General features: G+C 54.4%; 20 protein-coding genes. 11 read left to right on the top strand and 9 right to left on the bottom strand.

From position 1 onward, the window contains the following. Window positions 1–8: 8 nt before the first annotated feature. From tsaD to purM, 3 genes are all read right to left on the bottom strand, one after another. On the bottom strand, window positions 9–1,013 hold the full coding sequence (gene tsaD / locus G491_RS0108305) for a tRNA (adenosine(37)-N6)-threonylcarbamoyltransferase complex transferase subunit TsaD (RefSeq protein ID WP_028314267.1): 1,005 nt from the start codon (window positions 1,011–1,013) through the stop codon (window positions 9–11). Window positions 1,014–1,023: 10 nt separating this feature from the next. After that, window positions 1,024–2,850, bottom strand: coding sequence for a glycosyl transferase (locus G491_RS0108300; RefSeq protein ID WP_028314266.1), 1,827 nt, complete (start codon window positions 2,848–2,850; stop codon window positions 1,024–1,026). A gap of 167 nt (window positions 2,851–3,017) precedes the next feature. Then, window positions 3,018–4,061, bottom strand: coding sequence for a phosphoribosylformylglycinamidine cyclo-ligase (gene purM, locus G491_RS0108290; RefSeq protein ID WP_028314265.1), 1,044 nt, complete (start codon window positions 4,059–4,061; stop codon window positions 3,018–3,020). A 317-nt stretch (window positions 4,062–4,378) separates the two neighbouring features. On the opposite strand from purM, the gene alaC reads away from it, so the two are divergent. The 6 genes from alaC to G491_RS0108260 all read left to right on the top strand — a co-directional run bounded on the left by alaC (window position 4,379) and on the right by G491_RS0108260 (window position 10,278). Next, complete coding sequence (alaC, locus tag G491_RS0108285; RefSeq protein ID WP_028314264.1) at window positions 4,379–5,545, top strand: alanine transaminase; 1,167 nt, start codon at window positions 4,379–4,381, stop codon at window positions 5,543–5,545. A gap of 17 nt (window positions 5,546–5,562) precedes the next feature. Continuing rightward, a complete protein-coding gene (locus G491_RS0108280) occupies window positions 5,563–6,891 on the top strand; it encodes a homoserine dehydrogenase (protein WP_028314263.1) in 1,329 nt (442 codons plus the stop codon). Window positions 6,892–6,950: 59 nt separating this feature from the next. Beyond that, window positions 6,951–7,574 (top strand): bifunctional phosphoserine phosphatase/homoserine phosphotransferase ThrH, encoded by a 624-nt coding sequence (gene thrH, locus G491_RS0108275; RefSeq protein WP_028314262.1) that lies wholly within the window; start codon window positions 6,951–6,953, stop codon window positions 7,572–7,574. Window positions 7,575–7,779: 205 nt separating this feature from the next. Next, window positions 7,780–8,505 carry a hypothetical protein gene (locus G491_RS0108270; protein WP_028314261.1) on the top strand — a complete coding sequence of 242 codons (726 nt, stop codon included), beginning with the start codon at window positions 7,780–7,782 and terminating at the stop codon, window positions 8,503–8,505. Window positions 8,506–8,560: 55 nt separating this feature from the next. Continuing rightward, complete coding sequence (locus G491_RS0108265; RefSeq protein WP_028314260.1) at window positions 8,561–9,358, top strand: hypothetical protein; 798 nt, start codon at window positions 8,561–8,563, stop codon at window positions 9,356–9,358. 92 nt (window positions 9,359–9,450) lie between these two features. Next, a complete protein-coding gene (locus G491_RS0108260; protein WP_028314259.1) occupies window positions 9,451–10,278 on the top strand; it encodes a hypothetical protein in 828 nt (275 codons plus the stop codon). Between the two features lie 387 nt (window positions 10,279–10,665). Here G491_RS0108260 and G491_RS35845 read toward each other — a convergent pair whose 3' ends face one another. Together G491_RS35845 and G491_RS29975 are read right to left on the bottom strand one after the other, a co-directional pair. Then, complete coding sequence (locus tag G491_RS35845) at window positions 10,666–10,833, bottom strand: DUF5989 family protein (RefSeq protein ID WP_169829409.1); 168 nt, start codon at window positions 10,831–10,833, stop codon at window positions 10,666–10,668. A gap of 31 nt (window positions 10,834–10,864) precedes the next feature. Continuing rightward, window positions 10,865–11,464 (bottom strand): winged helix-turn-helix transcriptional regulator, encoded by a 600-nt coding sequence (locus tag G491_RS29975; RefSeq protein ID WP_157468116.1) that lies wholly within the window; start codon window positions 11,462–11,464, stop codon window positions 10,865–10,867. Between the two features lie 289 nt (window positions 11,465–11,753). Between G491_RS29975 and G491_RS0108245 the strand changes: the two genes are divergently transcribed. Then, window positions 11,754–12,206, top strand: a complete 453-nt coding sequence (locus G491_RS0108245; RefSeq protein WP_035218181.1) for a universal stress protein — start codon at window positions 11,754–11,756, stop codon at window positions 12,204–12,206. A gap of 84 nt (window positions 12,207–12,290) precedes the next feature. Here the strand turns inward: G491_RS0108245 and hflC are convergent, their stop codons facing one another. Both hflC and hflK read right to left on the bottom strand, forming a co-directional pair. Beyond that, a complete protein-coding gene (gene hflC / locus G491_RS0108240; protein WP_012609863.1) occupies window positions 12,291–13,310 on the bottom strand; it encodes a protease modulator HflC in 1,020 nt (339 codons plus the stop codon). After that, window positions 13,310–14,392 (bottom strand): FtsH protease activity modulator HflK, encoded by a 1,083-nt coding sequence (hflK, locus tag G491_RS0108235; RefSeq protein WP_012609864.1) that lies wholly within the window; start codon window positions 14,390–14,392, stop codon window positions 13,310–13,312. Before hflK ends, hflC begins: the two co-directional genes overlap by 1 nt. 159 nt (window positions 14,393–14,551) lie before the next feature. On the opposite strand from hflK, the gene G491_RS33570 reads away from it, so the two are divergent. From G491_RS33570 to G491_RS0108220, 3 genes are read left to right on the top strand one after another with little or no spacing between them, the layout of a single operon-like run. Continuing rightward, entirely contained in the window at window positions 14,552–14,908 is a 357-nt protein-coding gene (locus G491_RS33570) for a DciA family protein (RefSeq protein WP_012609865.1), read from the top strand. Next, window positions 14,901–15,656, top strand: a complete 756-nt coding sequence (locus tag G491_RS0108225; protein WP_051327123.1) for a tRNA1(Val) (adenine(37)-N6)-methyltransferase — start codon at window positions 14,901–14,903, stop codon at window positions 15,654–15,656. The genes G491_RS33570 and G491_RS0108225 overlap by 8 nt, the downstream gene beginning before the upstream one ends. 20 nt (window positions 15,657–15,676) lie before the next feature. Beyond that, the gene (locus G491_RS0108220; protein ID WP_028314256.1) at window positions 15,677–16,204 is read left to right on the top strand and encodes a carboxymuconolactone decarboxylase family protein; all 528 of its coding nucleotides are present in this window, start codon (window positions 15,677–15,679) and stop codon (window positions 16,202–16,204) included. Window positions 16,205–16,218: 14 nt separating this feature from the next. On the opposite strand, the gene G491_RS0108215 is transcribed toward G491_RS0108220, so the two are convergent. Beyond that, complete coding sequence (locus tag G491_RS0108215) at window positions 16,219–17,505, bottom strand: nitrogenase component 1 (RefSeq protein WP_028314255.1); 1,287 nt, start codon at window positions 17,503–17,505, stop codon at window positions 16,219–16,221. Further along, window positions 17,502–19,730 (bottom strand): nitrogenase component 1, encoded by a 2,229-nt coding sequence (locus G491_RS0108210; RefSeq protein ID WP_028314254.1) that lies wholly within the window; start codon window positions 19,728–19,730, stop codon window positions 17,502–17,504. The genes G491_RS0108215 and G491_RS0108210 overlap by 4 nt, the downstream gene beginning before the upstream one ends. A 285-nt stretch (window positions 19,731–20,015) precedes the next feature. Between G491_RS0108210 and G491_RS0108205 the strand changes: the two genes are divergently transcribed. Continuing rightward, entirely contained in the window at window positions 20,016–23,321 is a 3,306-nt protein-coding gene (locus tag G491_RS0108205; protein ID WP_028314253.1) for an SUMF1/EgtB/PvdO family nonheme iron enzyme, read from the top strand. Window positions 23,322–23,442: the final 121 nt, after the last annotated feature.

Genomic DNA, 23,442 nt, shown 5'->3' with positions numbered 1-23,442 from the left:
ATAAGGATTCACATTTTCTCCACCCGGGAAAAAACGTCCATATTCAGGGGCGCGCGTTCTCCGGCGACGAGTTTGTAATATCCTGCGGCGGCGATCATGGCGGCGTTGTCTCCGCACAGGGAGATGTCCGGCAAGTGCACGCTCATGCCTGCCTTGGCCGCCAATTGGGTCACACGATCCCTTAAGCAGGCGTTGGCGGCCACGCCTCCCGCCACGGCCACTCTGGGGCAGCCAATGCTTTTGGCTGCGTTGATCAGCTTGGTCGCCAAAACTTCCACCACGGCTTCCTGAAAACTGGCGGCGATGTCCGCCTTCTCATCCTGCCAGGTTTCTTCGTGCACCTGCATATACCGGCCCACCGCGGTTTTGATGCCTGAAAAGGAAAAGTCGAATTTTTTCTTGTCCAGCCAGGATCTGGGAAAGCTGATTTTGTGAGGGTCTCCGCTTTCCGCCAGCTTGCTGATAATTTCGCCGCCCGGATACCCCAGGCCCATGGCTTTGGACACCTTGTCAAACGCTTCGCCTGCAGCGTCGTCCCGGGTCTGGCCCATGACTTCCATGTCCGTGCGGGAGCTTACTTTATAGATGCTGGTGTGTCCGCCGGAAACCAGCAACGCGGCGAATGGGAATTCAGGAGGGGAGGGCGACATAAGGACCGAGTGGATATGCCCCAAAAGATGGTTCACGCCCACCCAGGGGACGTCTAAAGCCAAGGCGTAGGCTTTGGCGAAGGAGAATCCCACCAGCAAGGCGCCCACCAGACCGGGGCCGCGCGTTACGGCTACTCCGTCCACTTGATCCCGCGATATTCCAGCCTCTTCCAGGGCTTGCTCCACCACGGGGGCGATGCTTTCCAAATGCTTGCGTGAGGCCAGTTCCGGCACCACACCGCCGTAAGGGGCGTGCACCTTGATTTGGGAGGCGACCACCGAGGATAGGATTTCCGTTCCGCGGCTGACCACGGCGGCGGCGGTTTCGTCGCAGGATGATTCGATTCCAAGGATTGTTTTCATGGATTTTAAGCTATACTTCAACGTCCTCTATGCAAACGCTGAATTTTTTTAAGAATAATTGGTTCTTCCTGCAGATCTCCCTGAGCCGCGCCATGTTTTGCTCCGAAGGATTGATATAGGCGATGATTATCCCCCGAACCTCTTCCTTGGCAAGCAGGGCGTCAAGGTCTCCCTGGGCGGCGTGCACCGGGTATCCCTGGAGCCGCTTGCCCGCCTTCATGGGATCGTCGTCCAGGAAGCCCGCCGGCACAAGATGTCTGTGCTTGTTGTTCATAATTTCCCGCAGGAGAATTTCTCCGCCTCTGCCTGCGCCGTACAAAAGCACCCGGTCTCCTTTGAGGCTGCTGCGCTTCATGGCGTCCATGAACAGCCGGAAAGAGCCTCTGGTGAGAAGAACCAAGCCCGTGAGGCCAAGCCAGTCGATCACAAACAGGCCTTTGGAAAAATCCTGAAACCGGAACACATAGGTGATTAAAACCACGCTAAGCAGCGTGCCCAGCAGGGTGGCTTTGATGTGCACGTAGATATCATTGAAGCTGAACGAGTCCCACACGCCGCGATACACGCCCATGGCGTAAAAGGCGGTGATTTTGCATCCGATGATAATGGGCAGGCTTTGGAGGAAAACCTCGAAGTAGAACTTGAAGTCCTCCAGATTGAAGCGCAGCCGGTACGACATGTAATAGGAAAAGGCGATGAGCCAGAAATCCAGCACCACAAGGGCCAGTTGGCGCTTGTAGGTCAGTTCCATCAGAACCGGCGTAAAGGTTTTATCCCTAAGTACGGAGAACTCTTTTTCCGGATATACCCGCAACTGAGATAGGTACACGCCCATGAGCAGAATGGCCAATGCCAAAGGGACCAGCACCAGGGGCGTGCTCAGGGTGTCGTGCTTGTCCACGAACATGGCCGCCAGGCCGGAAATGGAGGCGATGGCGTACAAAGCCAGGGCCGCTTTTTTTTCCGACAACCCAATAAGCACCAGCCGGTGCGAGGTGTGGTCCTTGCCGCCCATGGAGGCTTTTCGCCCGGATAGCAGCCGGATGAAGGTCACCAGAGAGGTGTCGAATATGGGGACCATCATCACCATGATGGGGCATGCATATTTGGCGATGCCGTGGGGGGGCGCCGAAAACCCGGCGTAGCAAATGCTCAAAAAAGCCAGGGTAAAGCCGATCACCAGGCTGCCGCAATCTCCCATGAAAATGGAGGCCGGATTGAAGTTAAACACCAGAAAGGCCGCCAAAGACCCGCATAAAATCAGGCACATGACAGCCAGCATAAAGTTGGTGTCCCACAACAGCATGGCCAGGAAAAACGAGGCCGCGGCCCCGACTCCGGCGCAAAGCCCGTCCATGTTATCCAATAGATTCAGGGCGTTGGTTATGCCGACAATCCAGAACACGGAAATCATTGTGTCCAGGGTCATGGACTCGAACCAGCAAAGCCGGTATCCGAAAAAGGTCGCCATCAAGGCCACCAGAATCTGGCCCAGCAATTTGCTTTGGGGCTTGATTTTTAAAAAATCGTCCACCAGACCCAGGATGAAAAGCAGGGTGACCCCAAGCCACAGCACGGCGCCCGCGTGGGGGCCTGCGTGCATGGGGGCGATGCCCGGGACAAAGCTCTTTTCTATGGTGAAGTCCGAAAGAATGTATAGGGGAATGCTGATGCCCGCATAAATGGCGATGCCTCCCATGAGAGCGGTGGGCTTCTGGTGCCACCTGTCCGCCGTGGGATGGGCGAGCCAATCCCTTTTATGCGCCATCCATTGAACCGCGGGAGTGGCTGCAAGGCAAATCAGAAAAGCGGCGAGGGGATAATATAATGCGAGCATTTTTTAGTTTTATTTTCTGGGCGCCTGCCCGGCGCCGGACCGTCTGGGCCCTCAGGAGGCGCAGGTTTGATTCTCCGCCCCCTTGGCGATCCAGGCGAAAAACCGCCCCAAGAAGGTTTTGGGTTTGGCTTTTGGACCTGGAATCGGACAGGATTCGCCTGATTCTTTTATTTCCATTCTATGCGATCGTCATTTTCGCCGCGGGCGGCAATTTCGCCTATGACATAGGCTTTTTCGCCCATGGCCTGCATCAGCTCCAGGGCTTCCTGGACCTGGGGTTCGGGTATGACGGCGACCAGCCCAATGCCGTTGTTGAAAGTGCGCATCATTTCCATTTCGTCGATGTCCCCGGCTTTTTTCATGAACGGGAAAATGGCCGGGTACTCCCAGGAGCCTTCCCGGATAATGGCCTTACAGGACTGAGGAATGGTTCGGGGCAGGTTGTCGATGATGCCGCCGCCGGTAATATGGGCCATTCCGTTAACATGGATGTCCCGGATAAGGTTCCGGACTATTTCCGCATAAATTTTGGTGGGTTCGAGCATGGCTTCGCCCACGGTCATCCCCAGGTCCTCCACGTAGGAGTCCACCTTCAGGTCCAGGTGATCGAAAAACACCTTTCTGGCCAGGGAATACCCGTTGGAATGAAGCCCGGTGGAGGCGATGCCCAAAAGCACGTTGCCCTGGCCCACGTCAGAACCGTCCACGATTTTGAAATTGTCGGCGATGCCCACGGCGAAGCCTGCCAGATCGTAGTCGCCGTCTTCATACATGCCGGGCATTTCCGCGGTTTCTCCGCCTATCAGGGCGCAATTGGCCTGGCGGCATCCTTCCGCCACGCCCTCGATGATATCAGCGGCGGTGTTTTCGTTCAGTTTTCCCATGGACAGGTAGTCCAGGAAAAATAAGGGCTTGGCGCCTTGAACCAGAATGTCGTTCACGCTCATGGCCACCAGGTCGATGCCTATGGTGTCGTGCTTGTCCATCATGATAGCCACGCGCAATTTGGTTCCCACGCCGTCCGTGGAGCTGACAAGCACAGGCCTTTCGTATTGCTCGGTGTTCAGGGAAAACAATCCGCCGAATCCGCCAATGCCGCCGATCACTCCCTGGCGGGGGGTTGATTTGACGATTGTTTTGATCCTGTCCACCAACCGGTTGGCTTTATCAATGTCGACGCCTGCATCCGCGTAGGAAAGGGACTTGGCCATGTATTTCGTACTCCCGCAAAAATTGTTGATATAAACAGGCCGTTGGAGCGGCTTTGGCGCTATGCCGCCTGTCCAATGGCGCCTGGCGAACCCGGGCTTAAGCCCCGGGCTCCCTCCTGATTTGAAAAAGGCCCCGGATTATCTTTCCAGGTTGCGGCTTTCTTGTATCAGCCAAGCCTAAATGGTAGACTTGGCAGGCCCAAAAGTCAAAACAATTTTTTTGACATGCAAGCCGGGGTGGTGTATCAGTATCAACTTTGACAACAGGCGCCATGATGCCTGTAAAACCTTAACCTTATCTTAATAGAGGATTTGCCATGAAAGAGTTCGCCAGATTGGACAGATTGCCCCCCTATGTCTTCGCCCAAGTCAATGAGATTAAGATGGAGGCGAGGCGAGCGGGTGAGGACATCATTGATCTGGGCATGGGAAATCCCGACCTGGGAACTCCCCAGCACATTGTGGACAAAATGGTTGAGGCCGCCCAGAAGCCCCACAACCATCGGTACTCCGCATCCATGGGCATCCGCAAGCTGCGCATGGCCATCGCCGATTGGTACAAACGCCGCTACGATGTGGACATTGACTACGAAAACGAAGCCATTGTCACCATCGGCGCCAAAGAGGGCATCTCTCACCTCGTGCTGGTGACCATCAGGCCAGGAGACGTTGTATTTTCCCCCAGCCCCACCTATCCCATTCATCCGTTTTCGGCGATAATAGCGGGCGGGGACGTACGTCAGATTCCCCTGGGGCCTGACACGGATTTTTTTGAAAACCTGATCACGGCCACCAGGCAGACCTGGCCCAAACCGAAAATGATGGTCCTATCCTTTCCCCACAACCCCACGGGAGAGGTCATTGACCTGGAGTTCTTCACCAAAATCGTGGAGTTCGCCAAAGAACACGACATCATGGTCGTGCACGATTTTGCATACGCAGACCTGACCTACGACGGCTACAAGGCCCCCAGCTTTCTCCAGGCGCCCGGCGCCAAGGACGTGGGCGTGGAGTTCTTCTCCCTGTCCAAAAGTTACAGCATGGCCGGCTGGCGCGTGGGCTTCTGCGTGGGCAACCCGAAAATCGTAGCCGCCTTAAGGCGCATCAAAAGCTATCTGGACTACGGCATTTTCCAGCCCATTCAAATCGCCGCCATCATCGCCTTGAACGGCGAGCAGGAATGCGTGGAAGAAATTCGCCAGACTTATAAAATGCGCCGCGACACCCTGTGCGACGGCCTTGCCAAAATGGGCTGGGACGTTCCTCCGCCCAAGGGCACCATGTTTGTATGGGCCAAGATTCCCGAGCAATACCGGAGCATGGGCTCCGTGGAGTTTTCCAAGATGCTCGTCAAGGAAGCCAAGGTGGCGGTGGCCCCCGGGCTCGGCTTCGGGCATTACGGCGACGATTACGTCCGTTTTGCACTCATCGAAAACAAAATGCGCACCCAGCAGGCATTGCGGGGCATTCGCAACGTCCTGTAACTTCATGGGAGACTATAATGGATAATCTTTCCGGAAACTCCATTTCCGTGGGACTCTTAGGCTGCGGCGTAGTGGGCGCGGGAGTGGCGAAGCTCCTGGCCCAGAACGGCGATCTCATCGCCTCCCGCATCGGCATGGAGATCAAGCTGGCCAAAGCGGCGGACATCAACCCGGACGCCGTTGCCGACCTGAACCTGGCCGACGGGGTTTACACCAACGATGCCATGGATGTGATCAACGATCCGACCATTCCCATCATTGTGGAGCTCATCGGAGGGCAGGGGATCGCCAAGGATTTTGTCCTGGCGGCCCTGAACAAAGGGAAGACCGTGGTCACCGCCAACAAAGCGCTGATTGCGGCCTATCGGGACGAAATCGCCGAAGCCTGCGAAAAGTCGGGCGCGGATTTTCTGTTCGAAGCCAGCGTGGGCGGGTGCATGCCCGTGATAAAAAGCCTGCGGGAGTCCCTGGTCTCCAATAAGGTGGATTCCATTTTCGGCATTTTAAACGGGACGTGCAATTACATCCTGACCCAGATCACACAGGAAGGCATGCCTTTTGACCAGGCCCTGGCCCAGGCTCAGGAACTGGGTTTCGCCGAGGCCGACCCCACCCTGGACGTGGAAGGCATGGACACGGTGCACAAGTTGGCCTTGTCCGTGGCTTTGGCCTTCGGGACCCGGGTGAACTACAAGGAAATCTATGTAGACGGCATCACCCGCATTACGCCCTTGGACATCACCATTGCGGCGGAGTTCGGGTATTCGGTCAAGCTGCTGGCCATTGCAAAGAACCATGGAGACTTTGTGGAAGCCAGGGTGCACCCCACCATGATACCCCACGACAATCTCCTTTCCTCCGTGGGCAGGAACATGAACGCGGTGAAGATCGTGGGCGACGCCGTGGGCGAAATGGTCCTTTACGGCGCGGGCGCCGGCATGATGCCTACGGCCAGCGCCGTAGTGGGCGATATCGTGGACGCTGCCAGGAACATCCAGTTGGGCTGCCATCCCAGGATTCCGGCGTTTTCCTATCAGCCCGCGGCTATCAGGGAACTGCCCCTCATGCCCATGGACGAGTTGGTCTCCCGCTACTACGTACGCTTTTCCGCCCTGGACAGGCCCGGCGTGCTGTCCAAGGTTTCCGGCGTGCTGGCCAAATACTCCATCAGCATCGCCAGCGTGCATCAAAAGGGCAGGCATACGGAAGGCCCTGTGCCCATCGTCATGCTCACCCACGAGGCAAAGGAAGCGAACATCCGTAAGGCTCTGGAAGAGGTCGGCAGCCTGGACGTGATCGCCGAAGCCCCCATGCTTATCCGGATAGAGGATGAAAACCAGGAATAGGCCTTTATCCCCTTGCGCCGGTGGGCCAGGGTAGGGCGATTTCGTGAAGGAATGTAAACATGGACATCATTTGTTGCGATTTGGAAGGGGTTTTCATCCCTGAAATTTGGATTAACGTCTCCAAAAAAACCGGTATTGAAAAGCTCTCCCTCACCACGCGGGATATATCCGATTACGACGTGCTCATGAAAATGCGCCTGGAAATCCTGGATGAAAACAATCTGAAACTGGCCGACATCCAGGACGTGATCGGAGCCATGGACCCCCTGGAAGGCGCCGTGGATATGGTGAACTGGCTCAAGGAGCAGGCTCAGTTGATCATTGTGTCCGATACTTTCGCCGAGTTCGCCGGCCCCTTGATGAAAAAACTGGGCTTCCCCACTCTGTTCTGCAACAGCCTGGAAGTGGACGGCCAGGGCATGGTCAGGGACTACACCCTCAGGCAGCAGGACGGAAAAAGGCACGTGGCAAAGGCTTTGAAAAACCTGAATTTTCACGTGATCGCATCAGGCGACTCTTACAATGACGTGACCATGCTCCAGGAGGCTCATCACGGGATTTTGTATTCCCCGCCCCAGAACGTGATCGACGAGTATCCGCGGTTTCCGGTCACCCGCAACTACGAAGAATTGAAAAAGGCTTTTAAGGACGTATTAGGCTGCAAATGCCATCATGGCGGCTAATAAAAAGCTGCTTTTTCATCGGTATTTTTAAGGGCGTCAATCTCATGGGTTGACGCCCTTTTTTTGTTTTTAATACCGTATTGTTTAAGTCGATACCAAAAAATATCTGTTTTTCCTTGACTTTTTGTGGATTCGCGATATTGGTGAGTGCATCCGTTTTTATAAGGCAAGGGAGATTATTTTTACATTGGTTTGGAGGAAAATCATGAAAAAATCCATGGTGTTTTTAGCTTTCTGTTTGGCGGCCTTTGCTTCCTGCGCAGGAACCGGCTCTTATCGTCAAGTGTACAACAATACTCTGTATTCGAATTATATGCCCAAAAATGAAATTCAGGTGGCGGACTCCATGCAGTACGTTGGAAACGTGGATGACAAGGTCCTGGTTTCCACTTTGAATGATGTGCACACATCCCGTAGCAAAAGCCAGGACCAATGGTTTTTTGTGGAGTGCGAGCAAAATGCCAACAAGCAGCTTCTTGTTAAAAGAGGGCTGACAATTATTGTCCAGGAGCTTGCACCCAACGTAAAAGCCAGGTTTGTAACGGACAGTTTTACAGGTGTTGAGGGTTACCTTGATAAGGGACGGGATGTCATTTTAGGCCAGAATTACGACTGGATAATCATCCCCACCGACTCGCCCCTGCCGGAAGCCGAAGCCAAGGCGCTGGAAGCGAAAGGATATGTCATGCCCAAGGTTTTCATGACTAAATACTCCATCCGCAAGATCAGCGGAAGAGGGGTTATTAATTTTATTTATTTTGAATGTATTGACGACAATCGCTCCCTTTATGACGGGGATGTTAAGCCCTACAACGCCGAACAGAGTGGATGGGACCGGGATTTTGCGGCGGCATTTGCCAAAAGAGCCGCATCCGCCATGGAAATCCGGGAATACACCGGCGAAGGGCTGCCGCAGACTCCGCAGCAATAAATTCGGCGTTAATGGGTTGGAGAAAATAGATCATTCAAACTCAGGGACGAGAATAATGAAAAAATCCTACATATTATTGGTTGTGTCCGTGATGCTGTTCGCCTCCTGTGCAGGCAGGGGGGCCGGACGTTTTGTCCATGGAAACGCCTTTTACTCCATGTATACGCCCAAACTCGAGGTGCTCGTCAGTCCGTCCATGCCCTTTATTGAAGGCGGGGAGCGGGTCGGGATGGGATCGGACTCGGATGAGCCCCATGTCGGCACTAGCGTCAAGAAGCCCTGGTGGTTGTTTGGCGAGCTTAGCCGTTACCGTGAGGCCCCCCTGTATGTAAAGAGGGGCGTTTTGATTGAAGTGGAGGAGCTTCCACGCACCTCCAATTGGGCTTTTCATTCCGATCTTTTGGCAGGCTATCGAAACAAACTGCACCAGGGCAGCGAGGAAATTCTCGGCAAGAATTATAACTGGGCGCTCATCGCGCCTTCGTGGCCTTTCACCAAAACCCAAAACTCAATCCTGGAAAAGGCCGGCTATAAGCTGCCTTATCCTTGCGTCATGCATGTTCTGATTTGCAAACTCAGCAGGACGTCCATGTACTCCGTGACTTACTTTGAAAGCATGGAGGATAACGCCGCCTTTTTTAATAAAGAAAGAGCGCTTGATCAAAGGGATGCGTGGAACAGCAAATATATGACGGAGTTTGTGAAAAGGATGAAAAAAGCCTACGAAATTCTTCCGCTTAATCTGGAGGACGCCGCCAGGCCCCTGCCGCAGGAGCCTGAAGTTCCTTCCGTGGATCCCCCTCCGCCGCCTTCCTCCGGGGATTTCGCGCCCCCTTCGTCGGAAGAAGCATAAAAGGCTCCAGCGGGAGGGCTCTTTCTTGACGAGCCTATGCTCTTCAGGCGGCGAAGATGGATGATGAGGTTTCATTCTCTTGGAGGAATGGTATGAAAAAATATTTGCTCTTTGCTATTTTATGTCTTGTCATGACAACCTCATGTCAAAGTTCCAAGTCGGCGAGATACGTCCTGGATAATGTCCTTTACTGCCATTTTAACCCCAACCTTGTTGTGGCGGTGGACCCGGAGATTCCCTTCATAGCCGGAAAGCAGGAAAACAGCACGGCGATTAGCGCAAACTCCATGAGTTCTTTCACCTGCGTTAACAGTCCTTGGTGGGTGTTTGCCGACTCCGGGGTATACGGGGATTCCGATAATTATATGGAACGGGGCGTTTTGGTGGAACTGAGCATGTTGCCTGCCAACTCCAACTGGGAGGTTAGAACCAACTCTTTAAACAGCTTCGAAAACGCCCTGATGGCCGGCAGCACGCAAATGTTCGGCCATAGTCATGATTTTGTTGTGGCTTATTCCGGCCCCCCATGCGACGAAAAAAAGATCAAATACCTTGAAGAGCAGGGCTATAAAACGCCCGGCGCATGTATAGAGCTCATCCTTTTCAGGAAGGCAGGCCGCAGGACTTTTTATTCCATCACCTATTTTGAAAGCTACGAGGGCGAACACCTCTTTTTTGGGGAGACGCCTCCTTTTCGGGAAGAAGTCATTGGTGGAGAGTCCTTTTACTCGTTGAATGAGGATTTTAGCGACGAGTTTTTAAAAAGAGCCTCCGCCGCCTTTGCAGTGAGCGATATTTATCATTTGCGCAGGCTTGAAAGGGAAGCCCAGGGGGCGCAACAGCCGGAGTCTCCTTCGGCCGAAAGCTCTCAATCTCCGATGCCGGAAGATCCTGCGTCATCAGCGCCGCAGGAATCCTGATCCAAAGGCTTGCTGCAACAGACCAAACGCGCCCCGGCCGACTCGGTTTCGGGAAAAGTTTGGGGCTCAACGGGATTGGAAGTAATGCTTTGAAATCAAGTGCTTATATCTGCGGCTCAGATCTACCTATATATCAGAGCCCGAGAGTCATGGTCCCTTACCCCCTGGCGGGGGAAGGACAGGATGGGGGGGAAACTATCTGGAATAATGTACAATATCACCCCCACCCCAACCCCCCCGTCAAGGGAGAGGGAGTTTTTGAGACGTCGGCTTTGATGTTTGATGCCTCATAGCCTACTGTGCACTCTCTTGAATATGTGAAGAATACTTGATTCCCTAACTCTATGGTCGTTTATTCGTTAGCATTGGCCGCCAATAACATCCAAATCAGAACATGGGATAAATAAAAGGCGCCACGGAACTGCTTTCGGCAAAAAAGATCAACACACCCAAGAAAGCCAAGACAATGACGATCGGCAGCAGCCAGTAGCGTTTGCGAACCTTCAAGAACTCCCAGAACTCAATGATGAACGCTTTGTTTTCAAACTCTTCCATGGCCGGAGTTTTCCATTAAGGGTCGGTTGAATTATACGATTCTGCCTGAGGAATTCACAAGGGAAATCTTGTCCGCGGCAATGCCGGCGTCTTCCAAAAACCCCCTGATTTTGGAAGCGGATTCAGGCGCAGTGATCAGGTAATGTTCGCATCCCAAGGATTCAGCCTGGCCGAGCGGCCTGACCGGTACGCCCAAAACGCGGCTTTTAGAGCATTGGTCGTCTATTATGCAAACCAGGGAAATGGAAGTCTCCTGCAAAGAGACGTAAGCGATTTCCGCCAGTTCCCCGGCGCCGCAAAAGGCCGCGGTCTTTACTCCCCGGGCTTCCAGTTCCTTGAAAAATTTTCCCGTGTTTTCCCGGACTCTTTTGTAAAAGGTAAAGGAATACTGGATGAATTCGTAGGTCAGGCGGGCTTTTTCCGCCGCTCCCTTGGGCGTGAGAATGTACTTCACCCGATTTCTGGGAATCGTCGTGACCTTAAAATACCCCTTTTGAGTCAGCCGTTTGATAAAGGAGTTGACCAGCCCTAAAGAGACGTCCAGCTTGCCGGCAAGGTCCCTTTGGCTGGGCGCCTGTCCGTTTTCGATCTCCTCCAGAATTTTTAAGGTCCGTATGTCCTGGGTGTCCATGGTCTGCAATTCATTGAGGTTAACAAAGACAAGGCCTTGGCGCCTCTGTGTTCAATAAGTGAACATCCCTGAAATTCGCTTACTTGACGCAATTAGTCAAGAAAAATATCCAAGACCGGCCTGGCCGCCTTGATTTTATATCAGCAGGGTCCATATTATAAGTTGAAGAAAGATTAATAAGAGGGATATAATCAAATCATCCGAGAGGGCGATGCCTGCTCGGACCGGGAGAACACATGTGGAAGGTTCAAATCTAACGCGGCGTTATATTTAGATAAGGAGAGTGCTTATGTTCAAGAAAATCCTGTGTCCTATTGACTTGTCCGACGTGTCCCCGAAAATGGCCCCGTTTATTATTGAAATGGCCACGAAGCACGAGGCGGAAGTCCACCTGCTTTTCGTGGTTCGCGTTTTGGAGCATTTTACGGCCTTGTACGTGCCGGATCTTTCCATCAGCAAGCTGGAGCAGGAAATGATCGCCGGCGCCGAAAAGCGTTTGGAGGAGTTCACCGCCGAGAATTTTTCCTCGCTGCCCACGGTAAAGGCCTCCGTGGTCCTGGGCGACGCCTCCGAAGAAATCGTGAACTACGTGAATAAGGAAAAAATGGACCTGGTGATCGTGGGAACCCACGGCCGCAAGGGACTGGAAAAAGTCTTTTTCGGCAGTGTGGCTGAAAAAGTCGTCAAGACCTGCCCTGTGCCGGTGCTGAGCATCAACCCGTACAGGGAGCGCGAAGCATAAACCGCAACTAACGCACAAAAAAAAAGGCGCTCCGCCGCATTTGGCGAAGCGCCTTGAGTCGTTTCCGGTATAGGCCGGGTGGGCCTATTCCCCGGATCCTTTAAAGTACTTGAGGAATTCCGAATCCGTGGATAGCACGATGCTGCTGTCCTTCTTCAAGGTTACTTTATAGGTATCCAGGGTTTTCATAAAGGAATAAAATTCCGGATCCTCGCCGTAGGCCTTGGCGTAAATGGCCGTGGCTTTCGCGTCGGCCCGGCCCTTGATTTCCTGAGCCGTCTTGTAAGCCTCGGAATTGATGCGCTGCAGCTCCTTTTCCATGTCGCCCTTGATGCGGTTTGCGCTGCCCCGGCCCTCGGACCGGATTTTTTCCGCCTTTTGCTTACGTTCGGCGATCATCCGTTGATAGGCTTCATCACGCACGTCCTTGGTGTAATTGACCCGCTTGATTTTGACGTCCAACACTTCAATGCCGAAATCCGCCAGATCCACATTGACTTGATCCTTGACGCGGCGCATGACTTCCGACCGGCCCAGCTTCACCTCGCCCAGAGACCGGGCGTCTTCAAAAACTACGGAAATCGCGTCGTCGCCGGTTTCGGCGCTTTCCTTGTACGCCGCCTTTTCCTGATCCGCGGCGGTTTGGCTGGCCACCATAATTTTCCGATTGGTCATGCGCACGGTTTCGATCAAGGAATTATTGGTTATTTCATCCCTAACCTTGGCGTTGATGATTTCCGAAATTTTTATTTTGGCCTTATCGATCCTGGCTTTGTCGCTCAAACCCTGCACGTTGGTCAACTTGTAGAATTTCAGAGGATCGATGATCTTCCAGCGGGCGAAAGTATCCACCCAAAGGAGCTTTTTGTCGTCCGTGTTGATTTTGTCCGCATCCCCGTCCCATTCCTGCAGGTTTTTGGGGAAATGCACGGCTTGGTGCAAAGGCCAGGGCAGTTTGAAGTGAATTCCCGGATCCGTAATGGTGTCGCCAACGGGACGCCCGAACCAGGTGATAATCACCTGCTCGGTTTCATCTACGGTATAGGCGCAGCTATAAACGACCACGGCGGCGATTATGAGTATAACGACAATGACTTGTTTCATTATTTTATCGCCTCCTTTTGATCGGAAAGGTTCAGGAAAGGAAGCAGGTTTTTCTGGTCCGAATCCACGATATACTTGTCCCCCATGCCGGGCAGGACTTCCCCGATAGCCTCCAGGTACAAACGTCTGCGCGTCACCTCCGGGGCCTTCTTGTATTCTTCATAAAGGCTTAAAAAGCGGTTGGCATCGCCCTCTGCACTGTTGACCCGATCCAGTTCATAGCCTTCCGCAGACCGTATGATCCGTTCGGCCTCGCCCCTGGCGGCGGGAATGGCTTTGTTGTATTCCTCCCTGGCCTGCAGGATGATTTTTTCCCTTTCCTGGTCGGCCCGGTTTTCTTCATTGTAAGAAGGCTGGACCGGCAAGGGCACCATGGTTTTTTCCAGGTTGACCGCAGTCACTTCCAGGCCGGTTTCCGCTTCATCCAGTTCCTTTTGCAGCAAGGTTTTGAATTCCTGTGCTATCGTGCTGCGCTCCGTCAAAACTTCATCCACGCTGCTGTCCCCCACCACAAGGCGCATGGTGGCTTCGGACAGGTCCTCCAGGGTGCTTTCCGGATTGGCGACCTTAAAGCAATAATTGTACGAGTCCTTGATCCTGTACTGGACGCTCCAGGGGACCAGGGCCACGTTCAGATCGCCGGTCAGCATTAACGACACGCTGGCCGTGTCCGATTCCCGTCCTTGAAAGCGGGAGCTGTCTCTATCCGGCGTCTCGTCAATTCCGAACTTGGCGGTCTCGCGCCGGTCCACGGGAACAAGCCTGACGGTTTCAATGTTGAAGGGAAATTTGAAGTTCAGGCCGGGGCCTGTGGTTCTCACATGTTCGCCAAAGCGCTGAACCACGGCCTCTTCATTGGTCCCAACCGTATACATGCTGCTGGCGGCCACGCCCACGATAACCGCCAGAATGACGATCAGCCACCACATGTCCGGCAGTTTGGTCCCTTTGAATTTGTCCAGGATCTCCTCCCAGTTGGGAGGCTCCGGTCCACCGCCTCCGCCGCCCTGTCCGGGAGGCGGGGGCGGTTGCGGTTTGCGCTTGTTTTGCTGTTCTTTCAGTTTTTCCCAGTCCCAAGCCATATTAACTCCTCGTTTTTGCAAGTGTTTGGAAGATGTAAACAACTTATAGGGAAATTACCCCCAGGGGTCAAGGAAAACCGGACCGGAACTCACACGGAAATCCCGGCGAAAAACATGTCTTCTCTTGACAGAACACACGGTTCATATTCATAACAAGATATGGCAGAGAAACGAAAAGTCAAAAAGATCCCCGAAGAGTTGTCCGCAATCCTGGAACGCATCCTGAGCGCGACGGACAACAAGTTGAATCCTGAAATCGACAAGATCTTCGCCGTATGGAGCCAATGCGTGGACCCGGACACGGCCAAAAACGCCCAGCCCGAATCCTTCAAGCAGGGCATGCTCATGGTCAAGGTTTCCAGCGCCCCCTGGAGCCAGCAATTGGAGTACGAAAAGCGCTTGATCATGGAGAGGATCAACGCTCTCATTGGCGCCAGGCTGGTCACGGAAATCCGTTTCAAGACAGGATCCACCCGCAAGAAGACGTCTTCCAAAAAGGCCCGTAAAAATGGTTGACGAAAACGCCCCGGGCCGGGACAATCTGACCAACGACTCCATCCTTGGCGGAAAAATCCGTATATTTCAGGAAAAAAACGGGTACCGGTTTTCTTTGGACGCCGTGCTTTTGCCTCATTTCGTCCAGTGCGGAAAAGATTCCTTAATCGTGGACCTGGGGACGGGCGCGGGAGTCATCCCCTTGATTCTGACAAGCCTTTATCCGGATATCAAAGTCTATGGGGTGGAAATCCAGGATTCCCTGGCCGGCCTTGCGGAACGCAATGTCCGGGAAAACGGCCTGCAAGACCGGATAAGCGTTATACGCCATGACTTGAAAAAATCGCCCATCCAGGGCCTTTCCAAAAATATTGATTATGTGGTGAGCAATCCGCCCTATCGCCGCCTGGGGTCAGGCAGGATCAATCCTGACTCCCAAAAAGCGGCGGCCAGGCACGAAATCCTGGCCAACCTGGAGGATACGGCGGGCGCCGCCGCCCGTTTGTTGGGCAAGGGGGGGCGGTTCGCCGTGGTTTATCCTGCGACCCGAACGGCCGAGTTAATCCATTGCCTGACGAAAAACAGCCTGGAGCCCAAGCGTATGCGGGCGGTGCATTCCAATACACTATCCCCGGCCCGTCTGGTGCTGGTGGAGGCGGTCAAAGGCGCCGGTCCTCAGATTACCGTGGAAAGGCCCTTGTTCATCTACCGGGATGACGACGCTGACGCCTACACGGACGAAGTCCAGGCCATGCTGTATCCGTCGTGAATAAGAAAGGGGAGGGGGGCATGCCGTTAATTGATGCCGTGGACATCCAAGACGCCCAGGGCGAACTGGAGAAGGAATATCTCCATTTCCTTACCTCTATGATTGAGGTTCCGGAGCACTATCGCATGTTTTCTTCCAGCGTGGGGCTCATGAAAGCCAGGCGGGGCCTGGAGGACTATTATCTAAGCCATTCCAAGTTTTCCTTTAAGCTCGTTTGTTTCATACGCCTTATGGCCGCACACGCCCTCAAATTCGAGCCCTGCAAGATTTTCAATCTGAGGCTGCTAAAAACCAAGGAAGGCCTTTTGGATAAATGGGCCAATATGCCCCTTAAAGATTTCAAGGAAACCCCGTTGCCGGAAAACGAAAAAGCCATGCTGCTTTTTGCGATTAAAAGCCTCAAATCCCCCAAATCCATTAAACCCCGCGACCTGGAACCCCTCCGCGCCTTCGGCTACACCGACGGAGACATCCTGGACGCCGCTCATCTGGCCGCCATGGTCAAAACCGAAAAGGAACTCTTCGCCTTATTTAAAATGGGAAAATAGCAAACGGAAGGGATTCAACAATCCCTCAGGGCGTTTACAATCCATTCAATCAGGTGCAGAGTTCCCTGGGCGCCTAAAAGGCATTTGTGCACCACGTCTATATATCCCATGGTAGGCAGGGCGATTTCAACGCCTGTCATCATGCCTTCCGGGTTGGGAATTTGAGCCAGCGAAGCCCCGTCCGCAAAAACCATATCCACGCCGGAAAAATCCGTAACGCCCAGAGCGTCCAGGGCGCCGGCCCGGTTCAGGACCTCTTTCATTTCAGGCATGAGCGGGGAGTCGGCGTCGGTCAGGTCAACCGCAGCAGGCGCCATTCCCAGATAATCGTGCAGCCATTGGGTGAGGGGCAGGGCAATGGAAACCGGCGCTCTGACCGCGAATGTCGCGCCCTTGGGAAGCCCCGTGAGGGAGTTCAGCCTTTGGATGTAGGTCACCCCGCGGATGCGGGCCTGGTCTATGGCTTCAATGGCCGGTTGCGGCGAGACGCCTACGGCCCGGCAGACTCCCCGCACCCATTCTTCGGTCCGGTCAAACCCTATGGGGGCGCCGTTTATGGGACGCATGGTCGGAAGGCCCAGACGGGATTCGCACCACTCTGCAATGCGGCCTCCCAATTCCTCATGCACCATCACATTGCATTGCGAGTTTCCCATCGCCATGATTTCCTCGAAGCTCGATCCCGCGCACACAACCGCACCAACGTTTACACCGCATAGGGCGAGAAGCCGGGTCAGCTCCGCAATGTTTCCTTCCCAATGCTTTTGGAAGATGGAAATCCCCAGAAGGTTTACGGTGCGCTCCAAAGATTTTTTCTGCTGAGGCTTCAAGGTCCGTAAAGTCTGGATGACAGCTTCCTGGAAGCCTTCCTCCATGGTTCCGGAATACCCCGTGGATTCCACGGCGACGCAAGGGATGTCCAGGTTGGCCGCCTGGATGAACCGGTTCAAATCGTCCCCGATCAGGGCCGCGCCCGGGGAATTGACCACCGCAATCAATGAATGGCCTTTGGCGGCGACGGTCGGCAGGATGCGTTCCAGCTTGGCCGAAGCGCCGAACACGTAGTCGTCGCCGTCCAGGTAGGTGGCTGGAACCCGCGGCTGTCCAAAATAAAACTCTTCGAGAAACTGCAAGGGGTCGAAGGAGCTTTCCCGCGGCAATTGCCCTTCCACAATGGCGCCGTGATAGAATTTGCAGCCCGTGGGGCCGTTAAGCAGCACGGCCGCGTCGCGAATGCCTTCCATAGCCATAATGGCGCCGGTCAGGCTGTCAGGAGGCAGACAGGCGTTTGCTTGTTTCATAAGGCGCCTCCCTGATTCACTCCTTCAGCCCTCATAAGCCTGGCTTCGTCCTTGCGCCAGCCCTCCTGCAACGGAGCATTAATCAATCGCCGCCAGCGCTGGGCCAGGGCCAGGCCTCCCAAATGGCCCGTGTTAGGGCATAGGGGGACCGTATCATAATGGGTGGTCTCCGGCAGCCCGGAGGGCTGGTAGTTGCCTAAAAACAAGTCCGGCTTCAGTTTCATGATGTCATCGGCCCGCCTTTGGGGATCGTATCCCACATCAACCGTCAGCCGATCCTTATAGCGCGTGCGATAGCGGTTGTCCTGGGTGTAGTTCAGGATGCCCACCTTGACGACTTCCATGTCCAGGTCAAAAGCCGTTTCCAGAATCCAGTCCACGTCGTGAATATACGTCACCAGCATCAGGCGTTTTCCCGCCAGGTGCGGACGCAAATCGTCGATGGCCTGGAGGTATTCCCCGCGCAAGGCGTCAAAGGCCTGCTCGGCAAGGCTTCCCCGGTCGAAAAAATCGGCGATTTCCCGCAGCCACCGCTCCGTCTCGTGAAAGCCGGAGGGAAAGGGATTTTGTGTGAATGTGCAGCCGAACTTGCCTGTGAGAAAATCCTGGAGCACGCGCCCCAGGTGGTCGAGGTAAGCGGGAAGCTGGAGCGGCGCCCGAAGCAATTCCCGCAATTGCCGCACCGAACATTGGCGTACAAACCGGCAGTTCACCCGCAATCCCAGCATGGACAGCAGGCGTTCCATTTCCCGAAAATTGGACTCGGCGTTCAGGGCGATGTTTTTCTCCGCCACAATATTCACGCAATTTTCGTCGGGCTGAATTTTCGGATCGATAAGCCCGCCCGCGCCTTCCAGACAGGCGTTGATAACGCCCTGCAGATAGTCGCCCTCAATGTCGCCGTCCGTGGTTACTCGCAGGATCTGGGGCGTTGATGCATCCTTGGCGGGCAATGCCTGGTCCACGTCGTCGCCGATCACTCCCGCCGGGCACGTGGTCGTGACGAAAATCGCTTCCGGCTCCATGGCCAGGGCTTTGCCCAGACCGGCGCGAAAAGCGTCCATGCCCCCGTGAATCATGGCGTCGTCGGACATTTCCGTGCCGATCAAAACCGGATTCAATTGTTCGGGGATCCGTACGCCCCGGCTGCGTAACGAGGCCATGCCGCTGGATAGCATAGTGCTGGCCGCAATATGGCTGCAGCTTTTGGGGCCGTGAGCCAGGGTCACGGCGTCGCGAATTTGCGTGAGCGTGTTTACGGCGCCGGTAAAGGCGCAGCCGTGCAAAGGCTCCCGGGCCAGCAGGCTTTTGGATAAAAACCGGGAAGCGCCCTGGCGATTCTGCGAGGAGGCGTGCCCTGGCGTCAAAGGCGTTAATAGGTTTTGCGAGGCTTTATCCGTTCCGGAAAAAGCGGCGGGCTTGGAATTCCGCCCCAGCAGCAGTTTCTCCAGGGCGCTGTCCTCCAAAGGCCGGGGCAGGCAGGGTTTCGCCTGAAACACAGCCTGTGCAAGATTGCGGATGATTTCGGCTTCCGGACTTTCGGGACAGGCTTCCGCCAGGGTTTGCGCCTGGCTTTCCGCGTCATGAAAAGCCCGGCTGCGGGGAATCACCGCAAGAATAGGCGCTCCTACGGCTTGGGCGAAGCGGCGCACGTCCTCGATGTCCCCCTCCCGCTCCCGGCGGTTTACCACCAGTCCCACGGCCCGGGGCTCGCCTTGCTCCATGTTGCAAACGCCCCGGAGGATGTTGTTGGCGGCGTAAAGGGACATGAATTCCTCGGAGGTTGCCACAAGCACGGTTTGGGCGTAGCCTTTGCGCAAGGGCACGGAAAACCCTCCGCACACCACGTCGCCCAATACGTCGTAGATGATGGCGTCGTAGTCGCTCCAGGCGCAGCCCAGGTTTTCCAGGATGGCAAAGGCGCTCAGGATGCCGCGGCCGGCGCAGCCCACGCCCGGCTCCGGGCCGCCCGCTTCCACGCAGTGGACGCCTTTCCAGCCCCTATGGAGAATGTCGGCCAATTGCTGCTCTTCCCGCCGCGTCTCCCGCAGATACTCCAGCACAGGCCTTGGATGGGTTCCGCCCAACAGCAGCCTGGTGGAATCCTGTTTGGGGTCGCACCCGATCTGCAGCACCCGCTTGTCATCCTGGGCCAGCGCCGCCGCCAGGTTCGCGCTCAAGGTGGATTTTCCAATCCCTCCCTTGCCGTATACTGCTATTCGCATGAAAAAGAATTCCTCCGGCAATTCCTCAGAACAAAAAAAATGTCCGGTATCCGGACGTACGAATTGATCCGGAAAGCTAACACAAACGCTCTCACATTGCCAGTGCGGGCCGGGGAAGGATTTTGCACGGCTTTTGACTAAAAAATTCTTTACGGACCATTGCGCCGCTTAATGTCAGCATGAAAATGGTTGTCACATGGCATAACCTCTTGTATAAAAATCGCAGTTCCATCCTTCATTCGAATACGTATTGTAAAAAAAATGCAGACTTTTGGAGATTCCATCATGCCCGACGATTTCACCATTCTTCATATTTCCGACTTGCATATTGAAAGCAGCAAAGCCAAGACCTTTGACCGCTCCGTGGTTCTCGATCCCCTGATTAAAAGGGTGAAGGAGGATGCGGAAGAGGGCCTGGCGCCTGAGATCATCGCCGTGACGGGCGACATCGCCTTTAAGGGGGTAAAGGAAGAATACGCCCTGGCGAAAGATTTTTTCAAAGAATTGTTGGACGCCGTCGGCTTGTCTTACAAGAGCCTATACATCGTCCCCGGAAACCACGACGTCAACCGGAAGAAGTACCGCCCCGGCGACATTCCCCGATATGACGACATGCAAAAGTTGGACGAGGAGTTGATGCATTACCGGGATGATCTGTTAAAGGGCATGCGGGAATATTTTACCTTTGCCGGAGAGCTTTGCCCGCATCTGGAGCCTGTGGAAATGGATCTTGCTCCCTTTGCGAACATCCATGAAATCAAAAATGGCGGGAAGGTAGGCTTGGTCGGCCTGAATTCCGCCTGGATGTGCCGGCAACTGCCCGAGGATCAGGAGGACAGGTTCCAAATCGCCGTCGGCCGCTATCAAATGGAGCAGGCCATGAAAGCCTTGGAAGAAAAAGGCCCCGCGGACGCCAACATCTGCCTGTTCCATCATCCCTTGTCGTGGCTGTGGTCCAGGGACAGCCGGTTGTGCATCAACCGCCTGAACCAGTTTTTCGTCCTGAGCGGGCATTTGCATGAAGCGGACGGAAGCTTTGCCAATACCTATGACGGCCAGCTTTTCAGTTTTCAGGCTGGGGCCGCCTATTATTCCACTCAATTTCCCAACCGGTTTCAATACATCACCCTGGATTGGGGAAGCAAAAAAGTGCGCCTGGATTTCAGGAAGTACGTTTCGGAACGGGGAATATGGTCCCTGGACGCCGATACGGGCGATGACGGCAAAAAAAATTTTGACGTTCCTTTTTGGGAAAAGGACGCCCCCGAACCGGCCTGCCCGGCCCATGCACTGGAAATACCCCAATCTTATCTCGCCTGGATCAAAGATAAATGCGTTTATGTGGACGCGGACCGCCTGCAGGCGGACGGCGATGCCGTCCCCATCGAATTGATGGATATTTTTATCCCGCTATTCTGCCAGACTCCAAAATACATAACGGAAAAGCAGGGTGATGAAATAGAAAGAGATGAAACGTTTGATCAGCGCAAGATGGAACCGGAATTTATCGCGGATACACTTGGAAAAATTACAAAACGATATTGGGCAGTGGAAAAACTTGTTTCAGCTATGCCCCACATGCTTTTGGAAGGCCAGCCCGGTTCGGGCAAGACCACCCTGTTCAAGCACGCGGCCTATTGCATGGCCAATGAGGAGTGCCCCTATCCTTGGTTCCGGGACTTGTGCGGGCGGCTGCCCGTGCTTGTTTTTTTGACCCGATTGTCTACGTTCCTCCAAAAGTGCGACCCCGCAGAGCCTTTGTCCGTCCAAGCCATTCTGGAGCATTATTTTTCCCACATGGAAAAGGTCCTGGATTATTCGGTCATCGAACAATTCTCGGCAGCGGGCAAGGCGGTCTTTCTTTTGGACGGATTGGACGAAATTCCGGAAGCATCCCGCAAACCGGTTATAGAGGCGTTCAGCAACTTTTCCCATACCCATCCGGGGATCAAACTGGTCTGGTCCGGCCGCCCTCACGGTTTAAGGGGCGAGGCCCTCAATCCGTTTCGGCGGTATCATGTTCAAATAGAACCTTTGAATTGGGAGCAAATTCAGGAGTTCATCCAGAAGTGGTTCGCCTTTGTCAATCTAAAGGCCTCGGGCATGGGGGCGCGCACGGCCCAGGACCTTATTGCAGGCATCCGGGATCATGAATCCATTTCGGAGCTCACCCAAAGCCCGTTAATGCTCACGGCCATCTGCCTGCTGTATTATAATGACAAGGAGCTTCCCGGCCAACGGGCGGAACTCTATAAAAAATTCGTGGACAATCTACTGGCCCGCCGTTTTGATGATCCTGGGCCGGTCATGGACTTTTTAAGCGCCTTTGCCTGGAAGATGCATGAAAAGCATGCAAAAGCCGAGGATCAAACTTTTGCATTGAATTTGCTGGCCCAGGCGTTTCCAGCACTAGAGAAAGAAGCAGAAACAAAATACAGGCGGCGCCTGGAGGCGGAATTCCATCGCATCGAACCCCGCTGCGGCCTGCTGAAAAGGGATAACGGCGCCTATGGATTCGCCCACCTGACCTTTCAGGAGTTTTTATGCGCCCATTGGTTGAAAGCCAATAGCCTGGATTATTGGAAGGCGATCCAGCCTTTCCTGAATGACGAGTGGTACAAGGAAGCCGTGGAATTGTTCATCGGCCTCTTGAGCGAAGACAACCGGAAGTGGTCCCACGCCATTGTAAAGAATATTCTGGAAGGCGCGGACCGGGAGCCTTTTCATAAGTGGCGACTGGCGGCCAGGGCCTTGAAGGACATGCACCCCAAAGCCCGGACCGTTGATCTTACGGACCTTGCAACGGAAAAAATGCGCAAAGCCATTGCATCCCGTACCCTGGAGCCTGTTCCCAGAGCCGACGCCGGGGAAATCCTGGGCCGCCTGGGGGACAGGAGGGACTTGGAGGCCTTTGTCAGAATTCCAGGCGGGACGTACCGTTTTAAAGACGGTCAAGTGGAATTGGAGGAATTTGAAATATCCCAATATCCGGTTGCAAACCAATGGTACAAAAAGTTCATGAAGGACAGAGGATATGCTGAACGCAAATATTGGACAAAGCAGGGCCGGTTGTGGCTGAACGAAGAAAAAGAAAAGCAGCCCCGACTTTGGGAGGACAGGCAGTTCAATTGCCCCAACCAGCCCGTGGTTGGGGTTTGCTGGTATGAGGCGGCCGCTTTTTGCAAATGGCTGACAATATCCCGAAACGACGGATTCCTCTACTCCCTGCCCACGCAACAGCAGTGGGAGACGGCCGCCGCAGGCAGGGAAAAGAGGGAATACCCCTGGGGGAAATGGCAGGACGGTTTCTGCAATACCAGTGAAACAGAAATAGCAAAAACCTCGGCCGTAGGCGTCTTTCCCCAAGGCGCAACGCCTGAAAAAATCCACGACATGGCGGGCAATGTGTGGGAGTGGACTCGAAGCCGGTATGATACAAGGGAAGACTTTGATGGAAATGAAACGCCTGTGCTGCGCGGCGGCTCCTGGGTCGGCAGTCAGTTCAATGCCCGTTGCGCGGGCGGCGGCAGGGACGATCCGGCGGGCAGGGGATACGGTGTCGGGTTTCGTTGCGTCAGGACCAAAAAATAACCCTTTGCACTTTTACCCTTTTACCCTTTGCCCTTGAATTGGAGCAAGCCCATGCCCTCGGAAGTGGGTGTTGGCGGCGCCAAGAATAGTTGGTGACAGGCTTCCGCGCCTGTCCGTTATC

This window comes from Desulfatibacillum aliphaticivorans DSM 15576, assembly GCF_000429905.1.
In the GTDB taxonomy this organism is placed as follows: Bacteria; Desulfobacterota; Desulfobacteria; order Desulfobacterales; family Desulfatibacillaceae; genus Desulfatibacillum; species Desulfatibacillum aliphaticivorans.
Note: the sequence above shows the minus strand (reverse complement) of the source record. Positions and strands in the feature narration are given on the sequence as shown.